This window comes from Affinundibacterium danionis (assembly GCF_042432465.1).
GTDB lineage: Bacteria > Pseudomonadota > Gammaproteobacteria > Burkholderiales > Burkholderiaceae_D > Undibacterium > Undibacterium danionis.
In genome coordinates, this window is sequence record NZ_JBHLXJ010000035.1 from 108,787 (window position 1) to 122,739 (window position 13,953).

General features: G+C 46.7%; 8 protein-coding genes. 5 read left to right on the plus strand and 3 right to left on the minus strand.

Features of this window, described 5'->3' with window-relative positions; translation table 11 throughout:
* Positions 1-21 precede the first annotated feature (21 nt).
* The 3 genes from ACFFJH_RS19400 to garD form a co-directional block, all read right to left on the minus strand.
* Complete coding sequence (locus tag ACFFJH_RS19400; RefSeq protein WP_390214719.1) at positions 22-753, minus strand: hypothetical protein; 732 nt, start codon at positions 751-753, stop codon at positions 22-24.
* Between the two features lie 699 nt (positions 754-1,452).
* Positions 1,453-2,277 carry an NAD-dependent epimerase/dehydratase family protein gene (locus tag ACFFJH_RS19405; protein WP_390214720.1) on the minus strand — a complete coding sequence of 275 codons (825 nt, stop codon included), beginning with the start codon at positions 2,275-2,277 and terminating at the stop codon, positions 1,453-1,455.
* A gap of 127 nt (positions 2,278-2,404) precedes the next feature.
* Positions 2,405-4,000, minus strand: a complete 1,596-nt coding sequence (gene garD, locus ACFFJH_RS19410) for a galactarate dehydratase (protein WP_390214721.1) — start codon at positions 3,998-4,000, stop codon at positions 2,405-2,407.
* Positions 4,001-4,453: 453 nt separating this feature from the next.
* On the opposite strand from garD, the gene ACFFJH_RS19415 reads away from it, so the two are divergent.
* The 5 genes from ACFFJH_RS19415 to ACFFJH_RS19435 all read left to right on the plus strand — a co-directional run bounded on the left by ACFFJH_RS19415 (position 4,454) and on the right by ACFFJH_RS19435 (position 13,841).
* Positions 4,454-5,143: a FadR/GntR family transcriptional regulator gene (locus ACFFJH_RS19415; RefSeq protein ID WP_390214722.1), complete on the plus strand. Its 690-nt coding sequence runs from the start codon at positions 4,454-4,456 to the stop codon at positions 5,141-5,143.
* A 226-nt stretch (positions 5,144-5,369) separates the two neighbouring features.
* On the plus strand, positions 5,370-8,066 hold the full coding sequence (locus tag ACFFJH_RS19420) for a TonB-dependent receptor plug domain-containing protein (RefSeq protein ID WP_390214723.1): 2,697 nt from the start codon (positions 5,370-5,372) through the stop codon (positions 8,064-8,066).
* A gap of 209 nt (positions 8,067-8,275) precedes the next feature.
* A complete protein-coding gene (locus ACFFJH_RS19425; RefSeq protein WP_390214724.1) occupies positions 8,276-9,112 on the plus strand; it encodes a rhamnogalacturonan acetylesterase in 837 nt (278 codons plus the stop codon).
* Entirely contained in the window at positions 9,109-11,862 is a 2,754-nt protein-coding gene (locus ACFFJH_RS19430) for a pectinesterase family protein (RefSeq protein ID WP_390214725.1), read from the plus strand. The genes ACFFJH_RS19425 and ACFFJH_RS19430 overlap by 4 nt, the downstream gene beginning before the upstream one ends.
* Positions 11,863-11,942: 80 nt before the next feature.
* The gene (locus tag ACFFJH_RS19435; RefSeq protein WP_390214726.1) at positions 11,943-13,841 is read left to right on the plus strand and encodes a glycoside hydrolase family 28 protein; all 1,899 of its coding nucleotides are present in this window, start codon (positions 11,943-11,945) and stop codon (positions 13,839-13,841) included.
* The last annotated feature ends 112 nt before the right edge of the window (positions 13,842-13,953 follow it).

Below are 13,953 nucleotides of genomic sequence, written 5' to 3' on the forward strand. Positions count from 1 at the left end.
TGGGTGGTCAGAGTAGTTGGATCATTTGCCAAAGCGCGCTAAATGACCGCGTACCGCTTCTTGTAGCTCTGGCAGAACGTCTGCACTGGCACCGGGCAAGACCTCTGCGCTAGGCGCACTCATCCGTAAAGATTGGCGAGCGGCTAGCAAAGGCGCGTAACGGGCACGTCCTTCTATGTCTTTGACTTCCATAAAATCAGCAGTTGCCTGATAAATGCGTACAAAGCGGAAGGCATTTTTACCAGCATGACTTACGCTAGTGGCTTGTACATCTTGGGCTAGCTTGGACGCACCAGCGCCGTTCACTTGCCACTTACCATTCACTTTTTCCATCTCAAGTAGAGCGATAGGATGGTCATCGCTCAGCACCACGAAGTTCCAAACCCCAGTGCCTAATAACATTTGTTCGAAAGGGCGCCCCCCAGCTAGTAGAGTTTGTGGATGGGCGCTAAATACTTCAAAACCTAAACCCAATTTGGCGTTCTTTAACTCGGATAAATCATTCACATCGAATGGAAAAGCATCCGGTAAGCTGTTGGCCTTTAAATCCTTGGTTATATCTGTGATCAAGCTACGCAGGCCTGCTTCTGCTGCGCTGCGCAAGCCTGCTGGTTCTTTTGCTGCTGATGCCTGTGCTACGGCTTTGGCATCGTAAGTTGGGCGTAAAGTATTTTGTGCTATAGCTGAGTTGCTTGCGGCGTAGACGGTCGTAATGGCGAGGCCAAGCAGCACGGTGTTGAATGTATTTTTCATAGTTTCTTTCCATGATGGATGTCAGAAAATCCTGAGCTTCACTATGCCGAGAAAGAAGAGCGCGGAAGTCAGAAAGATGTCGCAGCTCATATTGAAAAAATGAACTGCCGAAGTATTAGATGTGATTTTGCAAAACGCAGAGTGCGCCTTGCGGGAAAAAGATCTGTGACGAATTATATGAAGTGCTAGCGTCGGAATTAGAGGTACCGATCATTTGCATGCAGCTTAGCGTGATCGTTTGGAATTAGGCGTAGAAAGAGCAGAGTGTGCCGAATTAAAATCGTTATTCGTCACTATTTGGTACAGCTATTTTTACTGAAAATTTAAGTGTGGGACGAGGCGGATTTGCGACAGAGAGCGATGCGAGCGAGATTCAATTTTAATACAAACAGACTTTGCTGAGCTGCCAGATTAGGTCTTTAACTTAAGTGATTTGAATGACTCTTTATTTCAGCCGCATTATAGCTAAATAACCGTGAAATAACTAAATGCCAAACATGCGATGTTATCGAGTTGATCGTAATAGCGTGTCGATGTATGTAAACTTTGGGGGCACAGAAACACAAAGAGTGTGGGGAATAGGGAAGTCTTGGGAGTTCTTCTTGCCTATTTTTCTTTGTGCTTCCGTGCTCTGATGCTTCAGCGCAGCGCTGTTTTTTTGGAGGGCAGCGCGGTCGCTTTGCGTTTTGATTCTTGCGCTTATTTGTACTGCGGTCCGGTCAACAAAAATCCACCACCTTGATAAATCGTTGTGATGTCGTCTTTCTCAGGGTAGTCACCACTGTCAGGGAATTTATGAGCGAATTGACTCGAGCTGTCTTTGGCTTTGTAACCAAGGTGGCTAGCAAGGCGGTTATCCCACCAGCTTGCCGCATTATCGGAGGCTCCAAAAGCAATCGTGTGTCCTACGCGCGGTGTGAATAAACAGCAACGCAGCATTTCAACTAAATCGTCATAGCTAAAATAAGTCACCATCATGCGTTTATTGATCGGTTCTGGGAAGGATGAACCTATGCGCAAGCAAACGGTTTCTATGCCAAAGCGATCATAGTAGTAGCGCGATAAATCTTCACCAAAACATTTACTAATGCCGTACATGCCATCAGGACGACGTGGATCATTGGCGTCGATATAGTCAGTCGTTTTATAAAAGCCGACCGTATGATTGGAGCTGGCAAATACCACACGCTTGACGCCTGCTTTGTGCACGGCTTCGTAGATATTGTAGGTGCCTTGAATGTTCGCTGTCATGATCGCTTCAAAGCTATTTTCGGTAGAAATACCGCCAAAATGAAGCACGACATCTACACCTTCCATTAGAGCATGAACGGCGGCTTTATCGGCAAGATCGCATTGCACGACTTCTTCACCTTCTTGTGCGGGGCTCATATCGCAGATGTCGCTCAGGCGAATGATATTCGCCCAGGGTTTGATACGCTCACGCAAGATGCGTCCTAAGCCGCCCGCAGCGCCGGTTAATAGGATGCGATTGAAGGCTTTACTCGTTGGTGTGGTGGTGGTCATGATATTTCTCTTTGATCTCTATGATGTCTTAAATCTGAAAGGTCTTTAATCTGAATTGATCGCTTTATTGGGTCTAATCTGTCTTTGCTTTAATGAACGAGGTACGCCGCGACCTCGGGATATTCAATCAGGTAATCGGCGCTGGATTAAATAAGACTAGTGCATTACGCAGCTTCCAGTATTCCGCCCAGGTTTTCTTTCCACTCGCGACTTCAAGCAGGAAATGAAATAGCTCCCAGCCTAATTCCTCTATGCTTGCTTCTCCGCTAGCGATGCGACCTGCGTTGATGTCCATTAAATCATGCCAACGACGCGCCAGATCATTGCGCGTCGCGACTTTGACTACCGGCACCGCGGCTAAACCATAAGGCGTACCACGACCCGTCGTAAATACATGCAAATTCATACCCGCAGCCATTTGTAGCGTACCGCAGATAAAATCACTGGCAGGTGTCGCTGCATAGATCAGACCTTTTTGGCTTAATTTTTCACCGGGTGACAGTACGCCCGTAATGGCACTGCTACCCGATTTCACGATGGAGCCCATGGCTTTTTCTACGATGTTTGACAAGCCACCTTTTTTATTACCTGGCGTCGTATTCGCGCTGCGATCCACACCACCGCGCTTTAAGTAATTATCGTACCAATCCATTTCGCGAATCATTGCTTCGGCGATCTCTGGGGTGGCGGCGCGTGAGGTCAGTTGATCAATGCCGTCGCGTACTTCGGTGACTTCTGAAAACATTACCGTTGCGCCAGCACGAACTAATAAATCGGTGGCGAAGCCAACTGCGGGATTGGCGGTCACGCCAGAAAACGCATCACTGCCACCACATTGCACACCGACCACTAAGTCCGAGGCGGGGCAAGTTTCGCGCTGACGTTGATTGAGACGGGTCAGGTGCTTTTCTGCGGTTTGCAGTATGGAATTAATCATACTTTGGAAGCCGACATGTCCTGCGTCTTGCAAGCAAACTACATCGGGTTCTAGCTGTGCAGCTAGATTTTGTTGATTTTGCAGATGTTGAATTGGAATTGCGGCCTTGGGAAATAAGCGGGTCGGTTGTAATTTTTCACAGCCTAAGCTGACGACCATGGTCTGGCCGCCGAAGTTAGGATTCAGACTGATATTACGTACCGTACGAATTGGAATCATGGCATCCGGTGCATCAATCGCGACACCGCAGCCATAAGTGTGTTCAAGTCCGACTACATCGTCCACATTCGGAAACTTAGGCAACAATTCTTCCTTAATACGTTTGACCGCATACTCAACTACGCCAGCGACGCATTGCACGGTGGTGGTAATCGCCAAAATATTGCGGGTTCCAACGCTTCCATCAGGATTGCGGAAGCCTTGAAAAGTATAACCTTCCAGTGCAGGGAGTTGAGGCGCTTTGCGGGTAGCGATGGGGAGATTTTCTAGCTCGCGTGCAGGTGGTAATTGCACCAGTGCTTCTTGTATCCAGCTACCGGCGGGAATATCTTGTTGGGCGTAACCTATCGTTACGTTGTAACGGGTAATTGCAGCCCCTTGTGAGATGTTACTTAGCGCAACTTTGTGACCCTGTGGCACTGCTTCGAGTAGCGTCAAGCCATCCGCGAATTGGGTACCAGCCGGCAGCCCACCATCATTGACGACAATCGCGACATTATCATGCTCATGCATGCGTATATATAGGGCGCTAACTGTGCTTGGTGTTGTTGTCGTATCGCTAGCCATTTTGTTCCTCTCGTTCTGTTTCTTTATTTTTCTTTGCCTTTATTTCACCAGTAACTGGACTGACCAGTTTTGCTAAATCTAATTGAGTCTTTAATGCCATATATGCCATGTATTCGAGTCACTATTTAGCTGGTGTTCTTCTCTTTTTTCTTTCGCTCTTTGATACTTGTTAGAGCTATTTCTTGGTGAATTTTTGTGGCGTTTCAGAAAGAGATGAGCACGTAGGCACATCAATTTCAACCCTATATTGGGCTTTTATATGTGGCGAGTATGCCACCAAAAAAAATATTTGGCTAGTCCACATTGCAAAATTGGTCTAACCACATTAGAATGGTCTTACCAAATGCGGCAAATTAGCGACACGTCATAGAGTAAAAGCACCTGAAAGTAGGTGCGGGCGTAGCGCAGTAGCACAGCAGCGCAGAAATTCAGCACAGAAAGACAGATGCCGCGATGAGCAGGAAACTACATTCGACCAGCGAACATGAGCCGCGACTTTACCGCGTGGTGGCGGATCGTATTCTGGCCTTGATACAGGATGAAGGTATTGCAGCGGGTGAGCGCTTGCCGTCTGAGCGCGATTTGGCTACCAAATTAAGTGTTAGTCGTGCTTCGTTACGGGAAGCAGTCTTGGCACTGGAGCTAGGCGGTGTGGTCGAGGTGCGTGGCGGTTCAGGTGTGTATATATGCGAGAAAAAAATTGAAGAAGATATACCTGAAGTTGGACCTGGTCCTTTCGAAGTGTTATCTGCACGTAGATTAATTGAAGCGGAAGTTGCCGCGATTGCTGCGCGGGTAGCAACCGATGCCTCGATTGACGCGATTTTGAAAGCCGTATTGGCAATGGAAAAGCATCACGAAAATTACGCGAGTAATGAAAACGCAGATCGTGATTTTCATCTGGCCATTGCACGAGCCACCGGTAACAGCGCCTTGGTGGGTACGATGGAATATTTATGGAATCAGCGTGGTCGTTTGTGGCATCGCTTAAAAGAACATTTTCAAACGGAAGAGTTGCGCCAATTAACTTTAACTGATCATCGGAATATTTTGGAGGCGATCGTGGCGCATGATCCAGCGGCAGCGCGTCGCGCAATGCGCGCCCATTTGGAACGAGTGACCAGAACTTTTTCTCGTGGATAAGTTAATTGGTATGTCGGCTCGGTTTGGCTGAGTAAGCTGAGAGAAAAATAGTAAAAGTTGGCGGTAAGAATTAGTAGTATGGAGTTGAGTAAATTGACCGGTTCAGACCTCGGTACAGGCGACGCCTGACCCTCGTCGTGACGGCATCGGGTACGCGAGGTATTCCGACCAAGATCATAGTTCTGAGGTATGAGAACTTTAATTCAAAAATGAGCAGGAGACAGTAATGCAAACTAGTAAAAAATCTCAGATTAAGCAATTAGGCTTATCTGCTATCACCTTAGCTGTTTTGGGCTTGATGCAACAAGCTTCAGCACAGGAACCGATGCGCGTGGAAGTGACAGGTTCGTCTATTAAGCGCTTAGCCAGCGAGGCCTCATTGCCTATCACAGCAGTCTCTGGCGATGAAATGGAAAAGCGTGGTATGACTACTTTGGCCGATTTGATGATGGCTTTACCACAGTCAAATTCTTTGGCACCCTCGAATGCTGGTTCTGGCACTAACATCAACTTGCGTGGTTTGGGTGTGAACCGTACTTTGGTACTATTGAATGGACGTCGTCTCGCGAATGAGGCGATTGCCGACGGTTACGCCAATTTGGACGTAATTCCTATGAGTGCGATCGCTCGTGTAGAGATTTTGAACGATGGTGCGTCGTCCATCTACGGTTCTGATGCGATTGGTGGTGTCGTTAACTTCATTACAAAACGTGACTACAAAGGTGCCGCAATTACGGCGCAAGTATTGCAGCCACAGCGTGATGGTGGTGGTGATGAAAAACGCTTTAGCTTTATCGCGGGTGCGGGCGATTTGCAAAAAGATGGCTGGAATGTGTATGCCACTCTAGATGGTTTGCGCCGCAGTCGTTTAGCAGCTTCTGATCGTGCCGAATTGACCTCGACAGAGTTGTTGACCAGTATTGGTCGCGCGCCTTCCTTGGCGAGTGGCGGCTTCGCAACTCCAGCTAACTTTACGATTCCAAGCAATAAAAATTTCGCTGCAGCGAATCCTTACTATGCATCTGGATGTTTGGCACCGTATTCCATACAAGGCGGAAAGAATACCTGTGTTATTGATAATAGTACCTACAACACCGCGATTTATGGTCGTGAGCAGCTGACTTTCTTTGCAAAAGCGACCAAGAAAATTAGTGAAGATCATACATTCTCCGTCGATTATTCACGCGGACAAGCAGAAATTTTTGGTACTAAAGTGCCGACTACAAGCTTGGCAGCCAATGGCGTCACAGCATTATTGCCATCCACTAGCAAATGGTATCCTGGTGGAGCAGGAGGTGTGCCTGCGGTAGCTGGCGTCACAGGTGCTCCGCTGCTAGTTACATGGAGCGTAGGTGAGGCGGGAATGTACATTACTCGCGATGTGCAAACGAATCAGCGTTTAAATTTTACCGATGAAGGTGAGATCGGCGGTTGGGATTACAAAGCAGGATTAGTGATAGGTGTGAGTGATCGTGTCGGTTATTTGCATTCAGGCTCTTTGGATGGTCCTAAATTATTGGCGGGTATCACTAATGGGACTTTGAATCCTTTTGGATTACAAGATTCAACGGGTAAAGCCTACTTGGATAGTATTTCTTTAAACGGACAAAAATTACGTATCTCGCAGAGTACATTTACGGGCCTTGAGTTAACCTTGAACAAGCCGATTATGAAATTGTCGGCGGGTGAAGTGGGTTTGGCGCTGGGTGCTGATTTCCATCGCGATACGACAGAAGACGTGAAAACGGATGTCGGCCTCGCTGCTACTTACGCATCATCGTCTCCTTCACGTGGTCAGGGTGCACGCAATGTAGCAGCGTTGTTCGCAGAATTGGACATTCCTGTCAGTAAAGAACTGAACGTCAACTTGGCGGTACGTGACGATCATTTTAGTGATTTCGGTAATACGATTAACCCCAAGGCAAGTTTCCGTTATCAACCAAATTCGACCATTATGTTCCGTGGTTCAGCGAATACTGGTTTCCGTGCGCCGACTCTGTTTGATCGCTATGGCTATCGTTTGCCAGGTGCGACTACTACCACGTCATCTGCATGGGATGATCCATTACAATGTCCAAGTGCAACGCCAGCGATCGCTAATACAGGTAAACCTTTACCAGGATTGGTTGCGTCCACAGTATGTAATGTGAAATTACCAAAACAAACAGGTAGTAACCCAGAATTGGTGCCAGAGACATCGGTTGGCGGTACTTTAGGTATGGTCATTGAGCCTATGAAGAATCTGACTATGTCCTTCGATTACTGGCGTGTCAATATGGATAAGATGTTGGCCAACTTGCCTGAGCAAGTTTACTTCTTAGATCCAGTTAAATACGCGAATTTATTCGTGCGTGATGAAACTGGCAAGCTGCTCTACATCAAAAATACCACGATGAATTTGGGTGGACAAAAAGCCGCTGGTATTGACGTTGCGACTAACTACACTTTCCCAACATCGGATTTGGGTACTTTCAAAGTTCAATTGAATGGTACTTATTTGACGCAGTTTGATAATCAGTTGGAAAAGGGTGGGGAGTTTGCGTCCAACATTGGTCGTTTCGGCTTAGCGAGTAATGGTACGACTAGCAGTTTCCCTATCATCACTTTCCGTTGGAAACATAACCTCGCATTGTCATGGGCTAAAGGCGATTGGAATACCCAGTTGACGCAGAACTACAATACCGGTTACCACGATCAGAATCTGGTGGCAGCTCAGTACTTCCGTGATATCAAACCTTACACCGTGTATAACTTCACGATGACGTATAAGGGCTTCAAAAATATCACCATCGTATTGGGTGTTAATAATCTGTTTGATGTCAATCCGCCAGTCACTAATCACAGTGGTTACAACGGCTATTTGAGTAGTGCGGCTAGTCCTTTAGGCCGCGCCTTCAACACACGTTTTACTTATACGTTTTAAGTGAAATCGGATCATCTGAGGCTGATTGTCTCAGATGATAGGCATCAAAGTTTCCTTTCCTGTAAGTGAGAGAGGGAGCTACGTATTTTGTAGGGCGGGTGAAGCCCGCGCTGCTCAGGTGTACCAACCTTAGTAGCGCGGTGAGTACCCGCCCATTTTCACGCCTTTATTTAGTTTCAGCGAAACTTTCAGCGAAAAAGTGAAATGCAATGAATAAATTTTCTATCGTAAGTCTGCTGACTTGCGCCTCCCTCTCCCTTAGTTTTTTACTCTCATCTCCACAAAACGCCTATGCTGAAAACAGCAAAGTACGCGTGATCTTGGTCGGTGACTCAACCATGGCGACTAAGAGCGGTTATGGTGATGCTTTGTGCCAGCGTTTTCAACCTAATGTGGATTGCATTAATCTGGCACGCGGTGGGCGCAGCTCTGGTAGCTTTCGCGCCGAAGGTTTGTGGGATAAGGTGCAAGAACTATTGCGCCAAGCGGATAGCCCGACCACAACAAGTTACGTCTTGATTCAGTTTGGTCACAATGATCAACCAGGTAAGCCTGGACGTTCTACGGATTTAGTCACAGAGTTTCCCGTCAATATGGCGCGTTATGTGACAGAAGTAAAAGCCTTGAATGGGATTCCTGTGCTGGTTACGCCATTGACACGTCGTAGTTTTAAAGACGGCGTATTAGAAAATAATTTAAAACCTTGGGCGGATGCGACTGAGAAAGTCGCCCTTGAAACCAAGACGATTTTATTACCTTTGAATGCAGAAAGTCACGCTGCAGTGCAAGCGATGGGCGAGGCGGAAGCAGATACGCTGGCAGTCGCACCACCGCCACCTAAAGTCGAAACCACTGCTGCATCCAATGTCACTGATATCGCCAAATTGGAGCCACAAGGCGCAGCCAAGTCTGCCTTTGATCGTACTCATGTGGGTGTTAAAGGCGCAGCTTTTTTTGCAAATATGGTAGAGCAAGAATTGAAGCAATATGTACCTGCTATTCGTTCTGCATTTCGTTCTGCATTTAAAACGGAGGACGCGAAATGAAATGCTTACCAAAAAAATTTAAATATTCACTGCTATCGGCAGTGAGTCTCGGTATATCAATCCTTGTTGCCACATCCGCCTCCGCGCAAGACAGTCGTAATGTCATTGAGCCTCGTATTCCCACTGTTTGTACGATTTTAACGGCCAGTCAGACCCAAGCTGAGCATAGCAAAGCGAGTGATACGCAAAGGATACAAAGCGCATTAGATAGCTGCCCACAAGGTCAGGCGGTGCAATTGGCGGCCAACAATGAGAAAGATAGTTTTCAATCGGGTCCTCTGCGTATCCCTAGCGGTGTCAGTTTATTAGTCGATCGTGATGCGACTTTATACGCGAGTAATGATGCGGCGCTATACGATAAAGGTAATCAGACTTGTGGTGTGAATGCTGAAAAAGGACGTAGCTGCAAACCATTTATCACGATAGAAAATGCTCGTGGTAGCGGCATCTATGGTAGCGGTGTGATTGATGGTCAAGGTGGGCAAACGGTGGTCGGTAAAACCGAAAGCTGGTGGCAGATGGCACGACGCGCTCAGAAAGAAAAGAACGAACATAATGTTCCGCGTTTTATTGAAGTGATACGCTCCGAAGACATCACGTTTTATCAAATTACTTTACGTAATTCGCCTAATTTTCATGTGACCTTAAATCGTGTTGATGGCTTCACCGCTTGGGGCGTAAAAATTGATACACCATCAGACGCCAGAAATACCGATGGTATCGATCCTATTTCTTCGCGCAACATTACCATTGCACATAGTTATATCCGCACTGGCGATGACAATATCGCGATCAAGGGCGGTAATAATGGTGCAACTGAAAATGTATCGGTTTTGCATAATCATTTCTACAGCGGCCATGGCATGTCGATAGGCAGCGAAACCAATAGCGGTGTACGTAGTATTTTGGTTAAAGATCTGAGTTTAGATGGCACCACTTCTGGCTTGAGAATTAAGAGCGATGTCTCACGTGGTGGTTTGGTTGAACAAGTGCGTTATGAAGATGTTTGTATACGTAACAGCAAACGTCCGATTGATCTCGATACGCGCTATGATAAAAATGCAGTGGGAAATAAAATTCCTCAGTATCGCGATATCGTATTCGAACGCGTCAGTAGTTTGACCCCAGGACAAATTATCGTGCGTGGCTACAATGTCGCCTATCCACTGGCAGTTCAATTCAAACAAGTTGCGGTTGCGGCTCAGTCACCGCAGACGTTGCAATTTGCAAATGTTGAGTTGGATCAGCAAAAGATTGCATTGGCAGAAGCTGCGACTGAATTACGCTGGATGGCGCCTGCCTCGGCTGAATGTCAGGCCAAATTTGTCGCATTTCCAGAAAAGACCAGCGTTAATTTCAGACCTCAGCTCAGCGCTGAACAAGCCAAATATTATTCTATTGAACAAGTCTTGCGTACCACCGGTGCAGCGGGCAAAGAAGTGATTGATCCTTGGAATCCGCTCAGTGATGATTTGGTTATTAATTCCAATCTGCCGGTCGATTATGTGGTTGATGCGAATGCGGTGGCCGATGGTAAAACCCAGTTTGCAACAGTACAGGCTGCCATTAATCAAGCCTTATTGGATGGACGAAAATTCGTCGCTGAAAAATCTTCCAAACGCCGCTTGTATATTTTAGTAAAGCCAGGCACCTATAACGAACTGATGTATGTCCCAGAGACTGCCTTGCCTATTACTTTGTATTCGAACGAGAGCGATGCGCGTAAAACCAAGATATCCGCCAGTGTTCATGCCGCTTTGTTGGGTAGTGTCTACACAGAGCGTTTTGGTCCACAGTTCGCAAAAGCTGATAGTGCGATACAAGCCATGTTCCAATCGCTCAAAGACCGTCCTGTGGTCGGTACTAGCGGTACCGGCATTGCTTGGATTAAAGGCGATGGTTTTCAAGCTAAGAACATTACATTTGAAAACGCCTATAACAAAGATAAAGTGGATTTGAAGGCGGAATGCCCTAACACCAGTTGCGGTACAACCGCGGGTACCGCGCCAGTGGTGGTGGTTCAGCATCAAGCCGTTGCTTTGATGGTGGATGGCGCTGATAAAGTGCAATTTGAAAATATTCGCGTACACGGTTTTCAAGATACTTTATTTTTAAAATCACGTGCGATTGCGCATACCTCGCGTAGTTTCTTTCATCGTTCTTATGTCGAAGGGAACGTGGATTTTATCTTCGGTGATACCACCGCTTATTTCTATCGCTCAGAAATTAAGTCATTGGGTGATCGCACCACTTCCTACGTTACCGCACCCAATACCAATGTGAAGACACCGTATGGTTTCGTATTTAATGAATGCAATTTCACCCATGACGGCAGTGCTAATGCTTTAGCAGGTAAATTCTATTTAGGGCGTCAATGGTTCCATACTCAAAAATGCACACCATACGCAGGTATTAATGTTCCCGGTTATAGCTGTACTTTGGCTGAAACCGATGGCTATCAAGCACCACGTGGGACGATCTCAAAAAATGTTTTAGAGACTGTGGGTAAATCGGTGATCTTGAATTCAAAAATTGGTGCGCATATTCAAAAAGAGCATCCTTGGGCGGATTGGAATCGGAAAAGTGTGTTGGCGTTCCGTCCTGCGCAATTTGCGATTGCAGACTACTGGCGCAATTTGAGTGAGGTTGGCATTGATCCAATCAAGCAACTCGGCTACTCATCGCCTGAGCAACTGGCGAGTGGCAGCGCCGCTATCTTTTTAGCTGAATTTAATAATACGCAAGAATAAAAAAGCTGAAGTGTTAATGAAGTAGGACGCGCACGGCGCACCCTACATTTGAGCTAAATAATTTCGACGAAAGAACTACGATGTCAGATATAGCAAAGAACTTATCCAATTTATCCAAGACGACTAACCTACGTCGCCGTCGTTTTTTACGTCAATCTTCACTAGCGACTTTGGGCGGTGTTGCTAGCACGACTTTAGGATTGCAAACTGCCTCAGCAAAGAATGTGACACTGGCTGATCCGTGGGCTGCTGCGCAAGCTATCGTTGATCGATTCGCGCAACCCCTAAAATTTCGCGATGTAGATTTCTTGATTACCGAATTCGGTGCCAAGACTTGTGAGTTGCATTCAGTGCCAGGCTGGGTCTCATTTGAAGAGCAAACTTCTTTACCTAGTCCTAAGCTTGGGTCATTCGATGTATATCCGGCGATCACGGCTGCAATCAAGGCTTGCCATGCAGCAGGCGGTGGTCGGGTAGTGATCCCCAAAGGCGATTGGTATTGTGCCGGGCCTATCGTCTTGCTCTCGAATGTACACGTGCATTTGCTGGCGGGTGCTCATATCTACTTTAGTAATCAACCGAGTGATTACGCTAAGTATGGGAGCGTCGATTGTGGAGCAAAAGGCCGTCTCGTTATCTCGCGCTGGCAAAGCAATGATTGTTTGAATTATTCACCTCTAGTGTATGCCTTTGGTCAAACCAATATCGCCATAACTGGCGAAGATTGGACTAGTATTTTGAATGGTCAGGGTGGCGTGCCGTTTAATGAGGCCGGCGATTGTTGGTGGACTTGGAAAGGCAAACAGCGCACCATTAATTCTATAGGTCAGGGCACGACTCCGAATTTCACGGCGGGAAAGATGTCGGAAAATACGGTGAACCCACTGAATGCAAAAGCACTACAAGACATCACTACGATAGCTAAAGACGACGCCGCTTTGATACAGGGTGAAGCGGAGCGTTGGCGCGCTGATGCGGCTTACTTACCCGCTTTATCGGAAGCGAATGTTCCTTTGCCAAAACGTGTTTTTGGTCAGGGCCATTATTTGCGTCCACCGATGATACAGCTGATAGCTTGCGATAAAGTTTTACTGCAAGGCTATCAGGTTAAGGATTCGCCATTTTGGGTACATCATCCAGTGAATTGTCGCGATCTGAAGATTGATAAAGTGCTAGTGAGAAGTCATGGCCCCAACAGCGATGGCTTCGATCCCGAGGCTTGCGATAATGTGTTGGTCGAGTCTTGTACTTTTGATTCGGGTGATGATTGCATAGCGATTAAAGCAGGTAAAAATCGCGACACCCAATACGGTCCTTCACAAAATATCGTGATTCAAAATTGCACTATGCAAAGCGGTCACGGTGCAGTGACTCTGGGCAGTGAGATGGCGGGTGGCATACAAAACGTCTATGCGCAAAATCTCTTATTTGAAAATATCAATTGGGCGACCAATCCACTCAATACAGCGATCCGCCTAAAAACCAATATGAATCGTGGTGGATTTTTGCGTCACTTCTACGTCCGAAACATCTCTATTCCAAATGGAGTGCAAACCAGTCCTTCATTTTATGCCACCTTGCCCGGTTCTCCGATAGCCTCCCGCACAGTTGCGACCGCGGCTGGTGCGGTGGTGACTTTCGATTGTGATTACGCACCTGTTGCCGATAATGTGCGCACTCGCCCGCCCGAGGTGAGTCATGTGCATATTTCTAACGTCAAAGTCGGTAATGTGAAATCTAAAACAGGTCAGCATTCTTGCTATCAGGCTATCGTCATTCTAGGGCCGGTAGCTTCTGACTATAACGGCAGTCTTCCTACACCTAAGATTTTACCTGTGAGCGATGTCCATATAGAAAACTGCGATTTTGGTAACACTGCCAATCGAGAACATCCATTGTATTTGTACAACGTCCAGGATTTGAATTTGAAAAATGTGATGATCAATGGAGAAGTATTAAATAAAGTGCACAGTGTTTAGTTTTTGCGCAAAGTATCTGCCATCTATTGTCTGGTGCAGAGTGCTCCTAGCTCAGCTGGGTCTCTAGGTCTGTATTAGTATAAACATATGGGTATGACTTGAGCTATTGGGT

Bases quoted from the DNA above. Each gene is read 5' to 3' on its own strand.
- ACFFJH_RS19425 (WP_390214724.1), top strand. From the start codon at position 8,276: ATGAATAAATTTTCTATCGTAAGTCTGCTGACTTGCGCCTCCCTCTCC.
- ACFFJH_RS19415 (WP_390214722.1), top strand. From the start codon at position 4,454: ATGAGCAGGAAACTACATTCGACCAGCGAACATGAGCCGCGACTTTAC.
- ACFFJH_RS19420 (WP_390214723.1), top strand. From the start codon at position 5,370: ATGCAAACTAGTAAAAAATCTCAGATTAAGCAATTAGGCTTATCTGCT.
- ACFFJH_RS19435 (WP_390214726.1), top strand. From the start codon at position 11,943: ATGTCAGATATAGCAAAGAACTTATCCAATTTATCCAAGACGACTAAC.
- ACFFJH_RS19405 (WP_390214720.1), bottom strand. From the start codon at position 2,277: ATGACCACCACCACACCAACGAGTAAAGCCTTCAATCGCATCCTATTA.
- ACFFJH_RS19430 (WP_390214725.1), top strand. From the start codon at position 9,109: ATGAAATGCTTACCAAAAAAATTTAAATATTCACTGCTATCGGCAGTG.
- garD (WP_390214721.1), bottom strand. From the start codon at position 4,000: ATGGCTAGCGATACGACAACAACACCAAGCACAGTTAGCGCCCTATAT.
- ACFFJH_RS19400 (WP_390214719.1), bottom strand. From the start codon at position 753: ATGAAAAATACATTCAACACCGTGCTGCTTGGCCTCGCCATTACGACC.